Source organism: Streptomyces sp. NPDC051563 (assembly GCF_044454225.1).
Taxonomy (GTDB): Bacteria; Actinomycetota; Actinomycetes; order Streptomycetales; family Streptomycetaceae; genus Streptomyces.
The window spans coordinates 90,468-106,193 of the sequence record NZ_JBITDL010000001.1 but is presented as its reverse complement, the minus strand read 5'-3'; the positions used below and the strand labels follow the sequence as shown (position 1 = coordinate 106,193).

At 73.2% G+C, this 15,726-nt stretch carries 16 protein-coding genes; 8 read left to right on the top strand and 8 right to left on the bottom strand.

Going from position 1 to position 15,726, the window contains the following annotated elements; translation table 11 throughout:
- Nucleotides 1–13 precede the first annotated feature (13 nt).
- The 3 genes from ACIA8F_RS00490 (at nucleotide 14) to ACIA8F_RS00480 (ending at nucleotide 2,830) form a co-directional block, all read left to right on the top strand.
- Nucleotides 14–1,471, top strand: coding sequence for a DUF2252 domain-containing protein (locus ACIA8F_RS00490; protein ID WP_399375951.1), 1,458 nt, complete (start codon nucleotides 14–16; stop codon nucleotides 1,469–1,471).
- 99 nt (nucleotides 1,472–1,570) lie between these two features.
- Nucleotides 1,571–2,410 (top strand): J domain-containing protein, encoded by an 840-nt coding sequence (locus ACIA8F_RS00485; protein WP_399375950.1) that lies wholly within the window; start codon nucleotides 1,571–1,573, stop codon nucleotides 2,408–2,410.
- Between the two features lie 75 nt (nucleotides 2,411–2,485).
- Nucleotides 2,486–2,830 carry a rhodanese-like domain-containing protein gene (locus tag ACIA8F_RS00480; RefSeq protein ID WP_250738739.1) on the top strand — a complete coding sequence of 115 codons (345 nt, stop codon included), beginning with the start codon at nucleotides 2,486–2,488 and terminating at the stop codon, nucleotides 2,828–2,830.
- 15 nt (nucleotides 2,831–2,845) lie between these two features.
- On the opposite strand, the gene ACIA8F_RS00475 is transcribed toward ACIA8F_RS00480, so the two are convergent.
- The 6 genes from ACIA8F_RS00475 to paaA form a co-directional block, all read right to left on the bottom strand.
- A complete protein-coding gene (locus ACIA8F_RS00475) occupies nucleotides 2,846–4,006 on the bottom strand; it encodes an acyl-CoA dehydrogenase family protein (protein ID WP_399375949.1) in 1,161 nt (386 codons plus the stop codon).
- 110 nt (nucleotides 4,007–4,116) lie between these two features.
- Nucleotides 4,117–5,295: a 2Fe-2S iron-sulfur cluster-binding protein gene (locus ACIA8F_RS00470; protein ID WP_399375948.1), complete on the bottom strand. Its 1,179-nt coding sequence runs from the start codon at nucleotides 5,293–5,295 to the stop codon at nucleotides 4,117–4,119.
- Nucleotides 5,296–5,787: a 1,2-phenylacetyl-CoA epoxidase subunit PaaD gene (gene paaD / locus ACIA8F_RS00465; RefSeq protein WP_399376244.1), complete on the bottom strand. Its 492-nt coding sequence runs from the start codon at nucleotides 5,785–5,787 to the stop codon at nucleotides 5,296–5,298.
- A 50-nt stretch (nucleotides 5,788–5,837) separates the two neighbouring features.
- Nucleotides 5,838–6,584, bottom strand: coding sequence for a 1,2-phenylacetyl-CoA epoxidase subunit PaaC (gene paaC / locus ACIA8F_RS00460; RefSeq protein WP_399375947.1), 747 nt, complete (start codon nucleotides 6,582–6,584; stop codon nucleotides 5,838–5,840).
- Complete coding sequence (gene paaB / locus ACIA8F_RS00455; protein WP_254382163.1) at nucleotides 6,581–6,865, bottom strand: 1,2-phenylacetyl-CoA epoxidase subunit PaaB; 285 nt, start codon at nucleotides 6,863–6,865, stop codon at nucleotides 6,581–6,583. Before paaB ends, paaC begins: the two co-directional genes overlap by 4 nt.
- Nucleotides 6,862–7,911, bottom strand: a complete 1,050-nt coding sequence (paaA, locus tag ACIA8F_RS00450) for a 1,2-phenylacetyl-CoA epoxidase subunit PaaA (protein WP_399375946.1) — start codon at nucleotides 7,909–7,911, stop codon at nucleotides 6,862–6,864. Before paaA ends, paaB begins: the two co-directional genes overlap by 4 nt.
- Before the next feature lie 145 nt (nucleotides 7,912–8,056).
- Here paaA and ACIA8F_RS00445 point away from each other — a divergent pair, with 145 nt between their 5' ends.
- The 3 genes from ACIA8F_RS00445 to ACIA8F_RS00435 all read left to right on the top strand — a co-directional run bounded on the left by ACIA8F_RS00445 (nucleotide 8,057) and on the right by ACIA8F_RS00435 (nucleotide 10,954).
- Nucleotides 8,057–8,761 (top strand): DUF5819 family protein, encoded by a 705-nt coding sequence (locus tag ACIA8F_RS00445; protein WP_399375945.1) that lies wholly within the window; start codon nucleotides 8,057–8,059, stop codon nucleotides 8,759–8,761.
- Nucleotides 8,749–9,951, top strand: a complete 1,203-nt coding sequence (locus tag ACIA8F_RS00440; RefSeq protein ID WP_399375944.1) for an HTTM domain-containing protein — start codon at nucleotides 8,749–8,751, stop codon at nucleotides 9,949–9,951. The genes ACIA8F_RS00445 and ACIA8F_RS00440 overlap by 13 nt, the downstream gene beginning before the upstream one ends.
- Nucleotides 9,952–10,192: 241 nt before the next feature.
- Nucleotides 10,193–10,954 carry a TrmH family RNA methyltransferase gene (locus tag ACIA8F_RS00435; RefSeq protein WP_399375943.1) on the top strand — a complete coding sequence of 254 codons (762 nt, stop codon included), beginning with the start codon at nucleotides 10,193–10,195 and terminating at the stop codon, nucleotides 10,952–10,954.
- Between the two features lie 11 nt (nucleotides 10,955–10,965).
- Here the strand turns inward: ACIA8F_RS00435 and paaN are convergent, their stop codons facing one another.
- A complete protein-coding gene (gene paaN, locus ACIA8F_RS00430) occupies nucleotides 10,966–12,648 on the bottom strand; it encodes a phenylacetic acid degradation protein PaaN (protein ID WP_399375942.1) in 1,683 nt (560 codons plus the stop codon).
- 157 nt (nucleotides 12,649–12,805) lie between these two features.
- Here paaN and ACIA8F_RS00425 point away from each other — a divergent pair, with 157 nt between their 5' ends.
- Nucleotides 12,806–14,377, top strand: a complete 1,572-nt coding sequence (locus ACIA8F_RS00425) for a 3-hydroxyacyl-CoA dehydrogenase (RefSeq protein ID WP_399375941.1) — start codon at nucleotides 12,806–12,808, stop codon at nucleotides 14,375–14,377.
- The gene (locus ACIA8F_RS00420; RefSeq protein ID WP_274548577.1) at nucleotides 14,374–14,961 is read left to right on the top strand and encodes a TetR/AcrR family transcriptional regulator; all 588 of its coding nucleotides are present in this window, start codon (nucleotides 14,374–14,376) and stop codon (nucleotides 14,959–14,961) included. Before ACIA8F_RS00425 ends, ACIA8F_RS00420 begins: the two co-directional genes overlap by 4 nt.
- Nucleotides 14,962–14,975: 14 nt before the next feature.
- On the opposite strand, the gene ACIA8F_RS00415 is transcribed toward ACIA8F_RS00420, so the two are convergent.
- Complete coding sequence (locus tag ACIA8F_RS00415; protein ID WP_399375940.1) at nucleotides 14,976–15,563, bottom strand: Lrp/AsnC family transcriptional regulator; 588 nt, start codon at nucleotides 15,561–15,563, stop codon at nucleotides 14,976–14,978.
- Between the last annotated feature and the right edge of the window lie 163 nt (nucleotides 15,564–15,726).

Sequence of the window (15,726 nt, the reverse complement as noted above, 5' to 3'; positions counted from 1 at the left end):
GGGGGCGGGGCGCATGACGGCGGTAGCGCAGCAGCAGGGCGTGGGACCGGAGCCGAAGGTACGGATTCCGGTGGTCGAGGGGTTCGCCGCGCGGCGCGCCGCGGGGGCGTCGAAGACCGTCGGGTCGGCCGCCGGGTCGCCGCGGGAGGCGGGCAAGGCGCTGCGTGCGCTGGTGCCCCGGTCGGTTCACGCGCGGTTCGAGGCGCCGGCCGACCGTCCGGACGCGGTGCGGGCGGTGGAGGAGTCCAACGTCGGGCGGGTCCCCGAGCTCGCTCCGATACGGGTCGGCCGGATGGCCGCCAACCCCTTCGCGTTCCTGCGCGGGGCGGCGGGGCTGATGGCCCACGACCTCTCCGGCGGCCCCGTGACCGGGATCGGCGCGCAGATCTGCGGGGACGCCCACGCGGCCAACTTCGGCCTGTACGGGGACGCGCGCGGCCGGCTGGTCATCGACCTCAACGACTTCGACGAGACCGTCTTCGGCCCGTGGGAGTGGGACCTCAAGCGGCTGGCCACCTCGCTGGTCCTGGCCGGCCGGGTGGCCGGCGCGGACGAGGAGACCTGTCGGGCGGCCGCGCACGACGCGGCGGGCGCCTACCGGCGCACGATGCGGCTGCTGGCCAAACTGCCGGCCCTCGACGCGTGGAACGCCATCGCGGACGAGGAGCTGGTCTCCCACACCGACGCCCGTGACCTGCTGGGCACGCTGGAACGCGTCTCGGAGAAGGCCCGCAACAACACCTCCGCCCGGTTCGCGGCCAAGTCCACCGAGCTCACGCCCGACGGGGGCCGGGCCTTCGTGGACGCGCTGCCCGTGCTGCGCCGGGTCGGGGACGGGGAGGCGGCGGCCGTGGCGGCCGCGCTGGGCCCGTACCTGGAGACCCTGCAGGGTGACCGGCTGCCGCTGCTGGCCCGGTACGCGATCCACGACGTGGCCTTCCGGGTGGTGGGCACCGGCAGCGTCGGCACCCGCTCCTACGTGGTGCTGCTGCTGGACCACCGCGGCGAGGCGCTGGTCCTCCAGGTGAAGGAGGCCAGGCCCTCCGCACTGCTGCCGCACCTGCCCGGGCTCGGCTTCGTCTCCCCGCCGGAGGAGCACGAGGGCCGCCGGGTGGTGGCCGGGCAGAAGCGGATGCAGGTGGTCTCCGACATCCTGCTGGGCTGGACCACGGTCGAGGGGCGGCCCTTCCAGGTCCGCCAGTTCCGCAACCGCAAGGGCAGCGTGGACCCGGCGGCGCTGGCCGCCGACCAGTTCGACGACTACGGGCGGATGACCGGAGCCCTGCTGGCGCGGGCGCATGCGCACAGCGCGGATCCGCGGCTGCTGTCCGGGTACTGCGGCAAGAGCGACGAGCTCGACGAGGCCGTGGCCGGCTTCGCCGTGGCCTACGCCGACCGGAGCGAGGCCGACCACGCGGTCCTGGTGGCGGCGGTGCGCTCCGGCCGGATCGCGGCGGAGGCCGGGGTCTGAGCCCCCGCGGGTCCGGGGCCGGGGGCCCGGGATGTTTCACGTGAAACCGGTGGATGTTTCACGTGAAACACCCGGGCCCCAGGGCCTTAGGCTGGCCGGGTGAGCGAGCAGACTGTTCCCGAAGCGTCCGAGCCCGGCTCCGGCCCCGGCCCCGCTGCCGACGAGCGTCCCGAGGCGCGCCTGGAGCGCGCCGTGCGGGCCGCCGAACAGGCGCTGATCGAGTTCGAGATCGCGGTGGAGACCTTCCGGGTGGAGGTGGAGAACTTCTCCCGGCTGCACCACCAGAAGCTCGGCCCCATGTACTCGCGGCTCGACGAGCTGGACGCGCTGATCGCCGAGGCGAAGGCGCAGCGCACCGGGAACCCGGAGGACCTGCGCCGGGCGCACGAGGCCCGCTCGCTGGTGATGCCGATGCCCGGGGTGGACGAGCTGTTCCACGACTGGCTGGACTCGGACGGGATGTCCGACGATGCCTCCGCGATGCTGACGGACCGCCCGGTGCGGCCGCCGCAGCGGGTGCGGCCCTCGGAGGAGGTCCGCCGCCTCTACCGCGAGCTGGTCCGCCAGGCCCATCCCGACCTGGCCCAGGACGAGGCCGAGCGCGAGCGGCGCGACGAGTTCATCGCGCGGGTCAACGCGGCCTACGGGCGCGGCGAGGAGCAGGTGCTGCGCGAGCTCGCCGAGGAGTGGGCGGCCGGCCCGGCGCCGGCCGAGCAGCGGCTGAGCGAGAGCGAGGAGCTCTACGAGCGCCTGGAGTGGCTCTCGCGCCGCAAGGAGCTGCTGTCGGTGGTGGCCCGGGACCTCGAGGAGAGCGCGATCGGCTCGATGCTGCGGATGGCCCCGGAGGACCCGGACCGGCTGCTGGAGGAGATCGCCGAGCAGCTGCTCGGCGATGTCGAGAAGCGCGAGGCGGAGCTGGCGGAGCTCACGGCGGAGTGAGGCCGGGGCGGGCGGACCGCCGGGCCGGGTCGGATAGGTTGGCTCAGCTATCCGTGACGAGAGAAGGCGACAGACATGAACTCCGGACCGCTTCCCTCGGTGGCCGCCTCCGCGCTGCCCTCCGAAGCCTTTGTCCTCGACGTTCGCGAGAACGACGAATGGGCGGCCGGCCATGCCGAGGGCGCCCTGCACATCCCGATGAGCGAGTTCGTGGCGCGCATCGGTGAGCTGACCGAGAAGATCGAGGACGAGCGCCCGGTCTACGTGATGTGCCGGGTCGGCGGACGCTCCGCCCAGGTGGCCCAGTACCTGCGCGGCCAGGACATCGACGCCGTGAACGTGGCCGGCGGCATGCAGGACTGGGAGGCCGCGGGCCGCCCGGTCGTCACCGACGCGGGCACCCCGGGCTTCGTCGTCTGACCCCCCCCTTCGGCCCTAGGCGAGGGGGTGGGCGGCCAGCAGGTCGCCCAGGGCCTCCTCGTGGGCCGCGGCCGGGCCGAGCTGGAGCTCCAGCTGCTTGGCCCAGGCGTGGTAGCGGTGCAGCGGGTAGTCGGTGTCGGCGCCGAAGCCGCCGTGCAGGTGCTGGGCGGTCTGCACGACGCGGCGTACGCCCTCGGAGGCCCAGATCTTGGCCACGGCCACGTCACCGGCGCTCGGCAGCGGTCCGCCCGCCCCGCCCGTGGAGGCGTCGAGCCGCCAGGCGGCCTGCCAGAGGGTGACCTCCATGGCGCGCAGGTCGATGTAGCGGTCGGCGGCCTGGACGGCGACGGCCTGGAAACTGGCGACCGGGAAGCCGAACTGCTCGCGCTTGCTCGTGTACTGGCTGGTCATGGTGAGCACGTTCTCGCCGAGGCCGAGCGCGAGCGCGCAGGTCCCGGTGGCCAGGAGCTGGCGCAGGTGGTCCCAGGCGCCGGGCGTGTCGATGAGGTGCGTGGCCGGGACCCGTACGCCGTCGAGGGTGAGCTCGGCGAGCTTCTCCCCGCTGGTGGAGTACTGCTCGGCGAGGGAGAGGCCTTCCGCGCCCCGGGGGACGAACGCGAGGACGGCCTCGCCCTCCCCGGTGTGGGCCGGTACCGCGATCCAGTCGGCGCTGTGGCCCCAGGCGACGGCCGTCTGGAGGCCCTCCAGCACCCAGGTGTCACCTTCTTGTCGTTCTTGTCGTTCCCGCCGTGCGGTGACGGACAGTTCGGCCGGGTCGTGGCCGCTGCGGCCGTGCGCGGCGACGGTGAGGACGAGGCTGCCGTCCCCGGCGCCGGGCAGCAGGGCGCCCGCCAGCTCGGGGCTGCCGTGGGCCTGGACGGCCATGGCGGTGGCGCAGTGCTCCAGGAGCGGCACCCGGGCCAGCACCCGCGCGGACTCGCGCAGGACCAGGCACAGGGCGATGGCGTCGAGTCCGGAGCCGCCGTGCTCCTCGGTGAGGACCAGGCTCAGCAGGTCGGAGTCGGCGAGCTTCGCCCACAGCTCGCGGTCGAACTCCTCGGCCACCGCCCTCGGGGTGAGCGCGGGGCTGGGCACGCCGTCGGGGGCCACGTCCGCGAACACGGCCTTGGCCGCCTCGACGGCGGCCTGCTGCTCCTCGGTGAAGGTGAAGTCCACTGCCTGTCCTCCCGCGTACCCGGATCGTGCTCTGCCTGACGGTGCGTCAAGATAGAACACGTTCTGGAAATTTGACAGGGGGACGGCAGCGGGAGGCGACGAGGGGCCGCTCAGCGGTCGAAGTCGATCTCCACGTCCTCCGACACCGGGTGCGACTGGCAGGCCAGCACGAACCCGGCCTCCGTCTCCCGCTCCTCCAGCGCGAAATTGCGGTCCATCCGCACCTCGCCCGAGACGACGAACGCCCGGCAGGTTCCGCACACCCCGCCCTTGCAGGCGTACGGGGCGTCCGCGCGGGCCCGGAGCACCGCGTCCAGCAGGGATTCGCCGTCGCGCACCGGCCAGGTGCCGGAGCGGCCGTCGAGCCGCGCCGTGACCCGGCCGCTGGTGGTCTCCGCCGAAGCGGTGCGTGCGGGGCGCGAGGAGGCGTCCTCGACGTGGAAGACCTCCTCGTGGACCCGGGTCCGCAGGACGCCGAGCGCGCCCAGCGCCCGCTCCGCTCCCGTCACCAGGCCGTACGGCCCGCACAGGAACCAGCCGGTCACCTCGGCGACCGGCAGCAGGGCGGGCAGCAGCTCCGTCAGCCGCTCCTCGCCGAGCCGCCCCGAGGGCAGCCCGGCCTCCTGCTCCTCCCGGGACAGCACGGTGACGAGCTGGAACCGGTCGGGATAGCGGTCCTTGAGGTCGGCGACCTCCTCCAGGAACATCGTCGAGGCCGCGCTGCGGTCGCTGCGCACCAGGCAGAACCGGGCGTCGGGCCGGGCGGCGAGGAGGGTGGCGGCGATCGACAGCACCGGGGTGATGCCGCTGCCGCCGACGATCGCGGCGTAGTGCGCGGCGGGCGGTGCCGCCGCGGGGTCCAGGACGAAGCGGCCGGCCGGGACCATCACGTCCAGGAGGTCCCCGGCGGCGATCTCCTTGTGGGCGAAGGAGGAGAACTCCCCGCCCTCCACCAGCCGCACCCCGACCCGCAGCGCCGCGGGGCCGGGTCCGTCCGCGGCCGGGGCGGGGGAGCAGATCGAGTAGGTGCGCCGCACCTCGGCGGTCCCGGCCGCGGCCGGGCTGCCGCGGCGCAGGGTGAGGTGCTGGCCGGGGGCGTGCCGGTACTCGGCGCGCAGCTCCGGCGGGACGGCCAGGGTCAGGGCCACGGAGTCCTCGGTGAGCCGGTCGACCGCCGTCACCGTCAAGGTGTGGAACGCGCCGTGGCGCGCGGGGCGCACCGGCGCGGAGCCGGCGGGCCCGGGGCCGACGGGCGCCACCGGCGTGGGCGACGGCGGTGACACGGCCATCTACAGCTCCTTGAAGTGGTCGAACGGTTCGCGGCAGGCGGTGCAGCGGCGCAGCGCCTTGCATGCGGTGGAGGAGAACCGGCTGAGCAGCTCGGTGTCGGTCGATCCGCAGTTCGGGCAGCGGACGGACAGGGTGAGCGGAACCGGTCCGCCGGCGGCGTGCGGCCGCGGCGGGGCGATGCCGAACTCCGCCAGTTTGCGGCGGCCTTCGGCGCTGATGTCGTCCGTGGACCAGGCGGGGGCCAGCACCGTCCGCACCCGGACCTCCGGTATGCCGTGGTCGGTCAGGACCCGTTCGATGTCGGCGGACATGGCCTCGATGGCCGGGCAGCCGGTGTAGGTGGGAGTCAGGGTGACCTCCACGTGGCCGTCCTCGTGCATCCGCACCCCGCGCATCACGCCGAGCTCGGCCAGGGTGAGCACGGGCAGTTCGGGGTCGGGGACGGAGCCCGCCAGCGCGGCCAGCTCCACCTCCAGCCGGGTCTGCTCGATACCGGCGCCTGCATCGGCGGCGGCGGTGCCGGTGCCAGTGCCGGTGCCGGTCACCACGATGCCCCCGGGTGGCTGCGGTGCAGGTGCTGCATCTCCGCGAGCAGCCGGCCGAAGGACTCGGTGTGCAGCCCCTGCCGGCCGGCTCCGGCGGCCCAGGCCCCGTGCCGCGGCCCCTGGGGCAGCTCCAGCCCGGCCCGCTCCAGCACACTGCCCAGCGCGGCCAGCCAACGCCCTTCCAGCACGGGCCAGTCGATCTCTTCGAGCCCCTCGACCGGCCGGAACATCTCGCCGGTGTACTTCCACAGCCCGTCCAGGCCGGCGCGCATCCGGCGGCGGCTCTCCTCGGTGCCGTCGCCGAGCCGCAGCGTCCACTGCTCGGCGTGGTCGCGGTGGTAGGCGGTCTCCTTGACCGCCTTGGCGGCGAGGGGCGCGAACGGGCCCTCGCCGAGGGCGAGTTCCCCGTAGAGCTCGTGCTGGTAGAGCGAGAAGTAGAGCTGGCGGGCGATGGTGTGGGCAAAGTCGCCGTTCGGCTGCTCGACCAGCTGGAGGTTGCGGAAGGACCGCTCCTCGCGCAGGAAGGCGAGTTCGTCCTCGTCGCCGGCGCCCGACAGCAGGACGCGGGCCTGGCCGAGGAGGTCGAGGGCGATGTTGGCGAGGGCGACCTCCTCCTCCAGGACGGGCGCGTGGCCCGCCCATTCGGCGAGGCGGTGCGAAAGGATCAGCGCGTCGTCGCCGAGGGCCAGCGCCGCCGCGGTGCTCCTCGTGTCCGTCCCGGTGCTCGTCTCGGTGCTCGTCACAGGTGCTGCACCCCCTCGGGGATCTCGTAGAAGGTGGGGTGCCGGTAGGGCTTGTCGGCGGACGGGGCGAAGAACGGGTCCCGCTCGTCCGGGGAGGAGGCGGTGATCTCCGTGGAGGGCACCACCCAGATGGAGATGCCCTCGCCGCGCCGGGTGTAGAGATCGCGGGCGTTGCGCAGGGCCATCTCCGCGTCGGGGGCGTGCAGGCTGCCCGCGTGCGTGTGCGAGAGGCCGCGCCGCGAGCGGACGAACACCTCCCACAGGGGCCAGTTCCGCGTCATACCCGAGCCTCGCTTCCGATGGTCGCCGCGGCGGCCGTGGCCGCCGCCTGCTTCTCCGCATACGCCGCGGCCGCGTCGCGCACCCAGGCGCCTTCCTCGTGCGCCGCGCGGCGCTGTCCGATCCGTTCCTCGTTGCACGGGCCGTTGCCCTTGAGGACCTCCCAGAACTCCGCCCAGTCGATGGCTCCGAAGTCGTGGTGCCCGCGCTCCTCGTTCCACTTCAGGTCCGGGTCGGGCAGGGTCAGCCCCAGCGACTCGGCCTGCGGGACGGCGATGTCCACGAAGCGCTGGCGCAGATCGTCATTGGTGTGGCGCTTGATCCGCCAGGCCATCGACTGCGCCGAGTGCCCCGACTCGGCGTCCGGGGGGCCGAACATCATCAGCGAGGGCCACCACCAGCGGTTCACGGCGTCCTGCGCCATCGCGTGCTGGGCCTCGGTGCCCCGGGAGAGGGCGAGGAGCAGCTCGTACCCCTGGCGCTGGTGGAAGGACTCCTCCTTGCAGATCCGGACCATGGCCCGCGCGTACGGCCCGTAGGAGCAGCGGCAGATCGGGACCTGGTTGGTGATCGCCGCTCCGTCCACGAGCCAGCCGATCGCACCGACGTCGGCCCAGGTCAGCGTGGGGTAGTTGAAGATCGAGGAGTACTTCTGCTTCCCGGCGTGCAGCTTGTCGAGGAGCTCGTCGCGGCTGGTGCCCAGGGTCTCGGCGGCGCTGTACAGGTACAGACCGTGGCCGGCCTCGTCCTGGACCTTCGCCATCAGGATCGCCTTGCGGCGCAGGGAGGGGGCGCGGGTGATCCAGTTCGCCTCGGGCTGCATGCCGATGATCTCGGAGTGGGCGTGCTGGGCCATCTGGCGGACCAGGGAGGCGCGGTACTCGTCGGGCATCCAGTCGCGGGGCTCCACCCGCTCGTCGGCCGCCACGGCCGCGTCGAAGGCCGCCGCGAGCTGCGCGCCGAGGTCGGCGGTCACGCCGATCCCCGCGTCCTGCACGGTGTCCCGTCCCCCCGTCCCCGATGTCGCTGCCGGGGTCACTGCCACCATCACGGCCCCCTGTCAGAGGTCTTTTCCCGCCTCGTCCCGCCCGACCGACCGATCGTTCGGTTCATCCTCTTCAATGGTGGGACGAGGGCCCGTAGGGTGTCAACCTCTGTGGTCAACCCTGTGGACACCGGACGATCGGGGCGGGATGGATTCGAACGAGCGGGTGCCCCTCGCAGGGGAGGCTCCACCCCCGCCCAGGGCACCCGGAATCGCCGGCCTGTCCACCCCGTACCGGGTCGTCACGGCCCTCGCCCTCGGAGCGGTGGCGGTGGCCGCCTGCGGGCACCTGGCCCTCGTCTTCCTGCACGTGGCCCCGTCCAACACGGTCAGCAAGCGGCATGCAGGCGTGATCGACTGGTGGATCTACCCCGAGTTCGAACAGAACTGGAAGCTCTTCGCCCCCAACCCGCTCCAGCAGAACATCGCCGTGGAGGTGCGCGCGGAGGTGCGCACGGACGACGGCCGGCTGGTGACGGGCACCTGGCGCGGGCTGTCCGCCGAGGACGGCGCGGCCATCCGCCACAGCCTGCTGCCCAGCCACACCGAGCAGAACGAGCTCCGCCGGGCCTGGGACTTCTTCACCACCTCCCACGACGAGGACAACAAGTCCACCGGCGACCGCGGTGAACTCGCCGAGCAGTACCTGCGCCGGATCGCCCTGGACCGGCTGGGCGGGCCGGAGCAGCAGGCCCGGCCGGAGCAGCAGGCCGGGCCGGAGCAGCCGGCAGCGGGCCGGATCGTACGGATCCAGCTGCGCGGGGCGACCACGGAGGTCGCCGCACCCCCGTGGTCCGACGAGAAGGCCGACACCCAGACGTACTACCGGGAGCTGCCGTGGTGGACGGTGTGACGGGGACCCGTACGGGGGGCCTCAGGGCCTCCGCCGCCCGGGCCCTCGCCCGGGTCAGCGGGCAGGCGCTGGGTCCGTACCAGAGCGCCGTGGTCCGCATCGGCTTCGCCGGGACCTGGCTGTTCTTCCTGCTGCGGGAGTTCCCCCACCGCCACGAGCTGTACGGGCCGGACGGGCCGTGGAGCTGGGACCTGGCCCGGCGGCTGATCGACTCGAACCGTGCCTTCACGCTGCTGATGTGGTCGGACTCGGCGCTCTGGTTCGAGATCGTCTACGCCGTGGCCGTGCTGTCGTCCGTCCTGCTGATGCTGGGCTGGCGCACCCGGGCGAGCTCCGTGGTGTTCATGGTCGGCGTGCTGTCCCTGCAGAACCGCAGCGTCTTCATGGGCGACGGCGGGGACAACGTCATCCACCTGATGGCGATCTACCTCGTGCTGACCCGGTGCGCGCAGGTGTGGTCGCTCGACGCCCGCCGGGAGCGGCGCCTCGGCGCGGCCTCGGCCGGGCGGGCGGGGCCGATCGTGTGGGGCGGGCTCGGTGCGGTGCTCGTGTACGGGGCCGTCACCGGGGGGTTCAGCACGGGCTGGCTGGTGGTCTTCACGGCCCTGTGGGTGCTCGCCGCGCTGTGGTGGATGGTCGACCGCTACGAGCCGGAGGGAGAGGGGCGGGCCGTCCTCGACGTGCTGGCCAACCTGCTGCACAACGCCGGCATGCTCGTGATCATGGCGGAGGTCTGCCTGATCTACGCCACGGCCGGGTGGTACAAGATCCAGGGCTCGCGGTGGCAGGACGGCACGGCGCTGTACTACCCGCTGAACCTGGACTACTTCACCCCGTGGCCCGGGGTCTCCGCCTTCCTCGGGAGCAGCGGCACGCTGGTCATGCTGCTGTCCTACGGCACGGTCGCGGTCCAGGTGGCCTTTCCGTTCACCCTGTTCAACCGGCGGATCAAGAACGTGCTGCTGGTGCTGATGATGCTGGAGCACGCGGGGATCGCGGTGCTGCTGGGGCTGCCCTTCTTCTCCTTGGCGATGATCGCCGCCGATGCGGTGTTCCTGCCGACCGGGTTCCTGGTGTGGATCGGGGTGCGGGTCGCCGCGCGGGGGTCCGTTCCGGACCGGGAGCCGGGGCCGGGGCCCGCGCCGTACGGCGATCCGGAGCCGGCGCTCCCCAGCCCCGTCCCGCGCTGAGGCCGGGGCCCTGCGGGGGCTTGTCCCCTACCCGCCCTTCGCCCGTTCCCCGGGGCTGCGCCCCGGACCCCCCTGGGGCTCCGCCCCAGACCCCGGTCCTCAAACGCCGGACGGGCTGGGAGGTGCCGGACGGGCTGGGAGGTGCCGGAGGGGCTGGGAGGTGCCGGGCGGGCTGGGAGGTGCCGGGCGGGCGGGAAGGTGCCGGAGTGCTGGAAGGTGGGCGGCCCGTAGGGTCGGACGTATGAGTGAGCAGCGGTGCGGGGACGTCGAGGAGACCGAGCGGCAGTGGCGGGAGGCTGTCGGGCGGGAGGAGCTGGTGTTGCTCGACGGGTTTCACGCGCTGAAGCACGCGCTGCGGTTCGGGGCCGATGTGCGGATCGTGGTCGCCGACGAGCCCCAGGCCGTACGGGGCCTTGCTCGCGAGCTGGCCTCGGACGTGGAGGCGGACGTGGCCCGGCTGGTCAGGCAGGCCCCGCTCAAGGCACTGCTGGCGCGGGTGCACCCCACCGGGGTGGCGGCCCTCGCGGTCCGGCCCGGCCGGGCCGAGGGGCGGGCGCAGCTCGACGCGCGGCCCAGGACGGCCCCGATCGTGCTCCTCGACAACCCCCGCAACCTGGGCAACGTCGGCGCGGTCGTCCGGCTCGCCGCCGGCTTCGGTGCCACCGGCGTGCTCACCCGGGGGGATCTGGACCCCTGGCACCCGAATGTGGTCCGGGCGGGCGCGGGGCTGCACTACGCCACGACCGTGGACCGGGTGGAGCTCGACGAGCTGCCGGCCGGCCCGCTGTACGCCCTCGACCCGGAGGGCGAGGACATCCGCGCCCTCACCCTCCCGGACGAGGCCCTGCTCGCCTTCGGCTCCGAACGCCACGGCATCTCGCCCGAGCTGCGCGCCCGCGCCGATCACCTGGTGTCCCTGCCGATGCGGCCGCAGGTCTCCAGCTACAACCTGGCCACCAGCGTGGCCATGACCCTCTTCCACTGGGGTGGGCCCAAGGCCTGAGGCCCGGGGGCTCAGGCCTGGCGGCGGACCTCCACCACGCGGAAGCGGTTCGACACGAACGCCCCGTCGCACAGCGCGGAGTTGGCCGCCGGGTTGCCGCCGGAACCGTGGAAGTCGGAGAAGGCCGCGGTCTGGTTCACATAGACCCCGCCCGTCAGGTTGAGCGAGAGCTGCGCCGACTCCTCCAGGCAGACCTCCTCGATGGCCCGCTCGGTGTCCGCGGAGGTGGTGTAGGCGCCGACCGTCATGGCGCCCTTCTCGCGGACCGTGCGCCGCAGCAGGTCGAGGGCGCTCTGTGTGGAGTCGACCGCCACCGCGAAGGAGACCGGGCCGAAGCACTCCGAGAGGTAGGGGGCGGAGTCGTCCGGCTTGGCCGAGTCCAGCTTGACCATGACCGGCGTGCGCACGACCGCGCCCGGGAAGTCGGGGTGCGCCACCTCGCGCGAGGCGAGCGCGACCTCGCCGAGCCCGGCCGCGGCCTCCAGGCGGGCCTTCACGTCCGGGTTGACCAGTGCGCCCAGCAGGGCGTTGGCCCGGGCGTCGTCGCCGAGCAGGCCGCCGACCGCGCCCGCGAGGTCCGAGACGACCTCGTCGTAGGACTTGTGCCCGGCGTCCGTCGCGATGCCGTCGCGCGGGATCAGCAGGTTCTGCGGGGTGGTGCACATCTGGCCGCTGTAGAGGGAGAGGGAGAAGGCCAGGTTGGACAGCATGCCCTTGTAGTCGTCGGTGGAGTCCAGGACGACGGTGTTGACGCCGGCCTTCTCCGTGTAGACCTGCGCCTGGCGGGCGTTGGCCTCCAGCCACTCGCCGAACTCGGTGGACCCGGTGTAGTCGATGACCTTGATCTCAGGGCGGACGGCGAGCTCCTTGGCGATGCCCTCGCCGGGGCGCTCCACGGCCAGCGCGACCAGGTTCGGGTCGAAGCCGGCGTCGGCCAGGACCTCGCGGGCCACCTGCACGGTCAGCGCCAGCGGCAGGACGGCGCGCGGGTGCGGCTTGACCAGCACCGGGTTGCCCGTGGCGAGGGAGGCGAAGATGCCCGGGTAGCCGTTCCAGGTGGGGAAGGTGTTGCAGCCGATCATCAGGGAGATGCCGCGCGGGACGGCCGTGAAGGTCTTGCCCAGCTCCAGGGGGTCCTTCTTGCCCTGCGGCTTCGACCAGTCGGCGTGGCCCGGGACGCGGGTCTGCTCCTCGTAGGCGTAGGCCACCGCCTCCAGGCCGCGGTCCTGTGCGTGCGGGCCGCCCGCCTGGAACGCCATCATGAAGGCCTGGCCGCTGGTGTGCATGACGGCGTGCGCGAACTCGTGGGTCCGCGCCGAGATCCGGGCCAGGATCTCGATGCAGACCAGGGCGCGCGTCTCGGGCCCGGCGTCCCGCCAGGCGCCCATGCCGGCCCGCATCGCGGGCAGCAGCACCTCGGGGTCCACGTGCGGGTACTCGACGCCGAGCTCCACGCCGTACGGGGAGGTCTCCGCGCCCGTCCAGCCGTCGGTCCCGGGCTGCCCGAGGTCGAGCCGGGTGCCGCGCAGCGCCTCGAAGGCGGCGAGGCCGTCGGCCGGCGCGGTCTCCCCGTAGGCCTTGGGGTGCTCGGGGTGCGGGGACCAGTAGGCGCGGCTGCGGATGGTGGCCAGTGCCTGGTCCAGGGTGGGCCGGTGCTTGGCGGACAGCTGGGGGACGGTGAGCTCGGCGGCCATCAGGGACCAACTCCTCTTTGAGCCGGGCGGGATCAGGCGATCGGGGCAGGCAAGAAGGGATGAACAAGAGCAGACTGGAGTTAGAGTAACCGAACGATCGGTCGGGACAAGAGGGCCCGGCAGACCTGTGGACAAGTCGGTGCGGGAGGATCTGGGCATGACAGCAATCGAGCGGTCCCGCACAGTGGCGGTCGTCGGCGCCGGCACAATGGGGCAGGGCATCGCCCAAGTCGCCCTCCTCGCAGGTCACCGCGTGCTGATCTACGACATCAACGCCCCGCTCGCCGCCGACGCGGTCGGATTCGTCCAGGACCGGGTCGAGCGGATGGCCGCCAAGGGCCGGCTGGACCGCGCCGCGGCCGAGGAGGCGATCGTCCGGATCGCATCGGCGGGCGAGCTGGCGGAGCTGGCGGACGCCGCCCTCGTGGTGGAGGCGGTCGTCGAGGACGTCACCGTCAAGCGGGCACTGTTCGCGGCCCTCGAAGAGGTGGTTTCGCCGGAGGCCCTGCTGGCCACCAACACCTCCTCCCTCTCGGTCACCGAGCTCGCCGCCGGCCTCGCGCACCCCGGCCGCTTCCTGGGCCTGCACTTCTTCAACCCGGCCCCGCTGCTCCCGCTGGTCGAGGTGGTCTCCGGCTTCGCGACGGACCCGGCCGCCGCGGACCGCGCGTACGCCACCGCCCAGGGCTGGGGCAAGACGCCGGTGCGCTGCGCCGACACCCCGGGCTTCATCGTCAACCGGATCGCCCGGCCCTTCTATGCCGAGGCCTTCGCGGTGTACGAGGAGCAGGGCGCCGACCCGGCGACCATCGACGCCGTGCTCCGCGAGAGCGGCGGCTTCAAGATGGGCCCCTTCGCGCTGACCGACCTGATCGGCCAGGACGTCAACGAGGCCGTCACCCGCTCGGTGTGGGAGTCCTTCTTCCGCAGCCCCAAGTTCACCCCGTCCCTCGCGCAGCGGCGACTGGTCCAGTCGGGCCGTCTCGGCCGGAAGTCGGGCCACGGCTGGTACCCGTACGGCCCGGACGCGAAGGTTCCGGCTCCGCACACCGCGGGCCCCGAGGAGGCGCCCGCGAAGGTGACCGTCGTCGGCGACCTCGGACCGGCGGCCGCCCTCCTCGACCTCCTGGAGGAGGCCGGGACCGAGGTCACGGCCGTCGAGCACGGGGGCCCGTACATCCAGCTCCCCGGCGAGGGCCAGCTCGTGCTCGCCGACGGCAAGACGGCGATCGAGTTCGCCGACGTCGTCTACTTCGACCTCGCCTTCGACTACCGCGACGCGACCCGGATCGCGCTCTCCGTCAGCGAGGACACGAGCGAGCGCACGCTCGCCGAGGCCGTCGGGCTGTTCCAGAAGCTCGGCAAGAAGGTCTCCGTCATCGGCGACGTCCCGGGCATGATCGTCGCCCGGACGGTCGCGATGCTGATCGACCTCACGGCCGACGCCGTCGCGCGCGGGGTCGCGGGCGCCGAGGACATCGACACGGCGATGCGGCTCGGGGTCAACTACCCGGCGGGCCCGGCCGCATGGCACGAGCGGCTCGGCCGCGACTGGGCGTACGACCTGCTGCACCACCTCGACGAGCGCTGTCCCGGCGGCCGGTACGCGCCCTCGCTGGCGCTGTACAAGCTGGGCTACGCGGCGGATGCCGAGGACTCACGGGCCGCCGACGAGGCGGACGACGCCGGGGACGCCGACGACGCAGGGGACGAGGGGGACGCGGAATGACCACGGCCAAGCGGGACACGTACACGCCCGAGACGCTCCTGTCCGTCGCCGTCCAGGTCTTCAACGAGCGCGGCTACGACGGCACCTCGATGGAGCACCTCTCCAAGGCGGCCGGCATCTCGAAGTCCTCGATCTACCACCACGTCGCCGGCAAGGAGGAGCTGCTCCACCGCGCCGTCAGCCGGGCCCTGGACGAGCTCTTCGCGGTCCTGGCGGAGCCGGGGGCGATACGCGGCCGCGCGGTCGAGCGCGTCGAGTACGTCACGCGCCGCACGGTCGAGGTGCTCGTCGCGGAGCTGCCCTACGTGACCCTGCTGCTGCGGGTCCGGGGCAACACCCGCACCGAGCGCTGGGCCCTGGAGCGCCGCCGCGAGTTCGACCACCAGGTCGCGGAGCTGCTGAAGGCCGCCGCCGCCGAGGGCGACCTGCGGGCGGACGTGGACATCCGGCTCGCCACCCGGCTGCTCTTCGGCATGGTCAACTCCCTGGTCGAGTGGTACCGCCCGCACCCGGGCACCACCCCCGACCAGCTCGCCGACGCGGTGGTCAGCATGGCCCTGGACGGCCTGCGCACCCAGCGCTGACCGCAGGCCGCACGTCAGTCCTCCGTGATCGTGGGGCCGGAGGCCGGGTCGCGGGCCAGGAGATCCGTTTCTTCGAAGACCAGCAGGGTGCGCGTGGACAGGACCTCCGGGATGGACTGGAGGCGGGTCAGGACGAGTTCGCGCAGGGTGCGGTTGTCCGGGGTGTGGACCAGGAGGAGGACGTCGAAATCGCCGCTGACCAGGGCGATGTGGGCGGCACCGGGGAGCTCGCGGAGCTGTTCGCGGACCGTGCGCCAGGAGTTCTGGACGATCTTCAGGGTGATGTAGGCGGAGGCGCCCTGGCCCGCCCGTTCGTGGTTGACGCGGGCGGTGAAGCCCCGGATCACCCCGTCGTCGATGAGCCGGTTGATCCGGGCGTAGGCATTGGCCCGGGACACGTGGACCTGCTCGGCGACGGAGCGTATCGAGGCGCGGCCGTCCGCCTGGAGCAGGCGCACGATCGACCGGTCGATCGGGTCGAGGGGGCGGGGCGGCGCCGCCGGCGGCCCGGGGGCTGCCGGCGGTACGGGCGCGCCCCCCGGTGCGCCCCCCGCCGTGGAGGCCGCCCCGGAACCCGCTCCGGCCATTTGTTCATCCGTCATCGCCCGATGCCTGCCTCTCCTGGACGTCCTGCACCCATACCAGGGCGTCGACGCCACTTTGTCCACAGCCTGGCGCCGCCTGTAGCCAAATTGCCCGGACAACCGAACAATCGGTAGGTGAGGCGCCTCACACCCGAGGCCTCCCTGCCCGCTTCCCACGAGG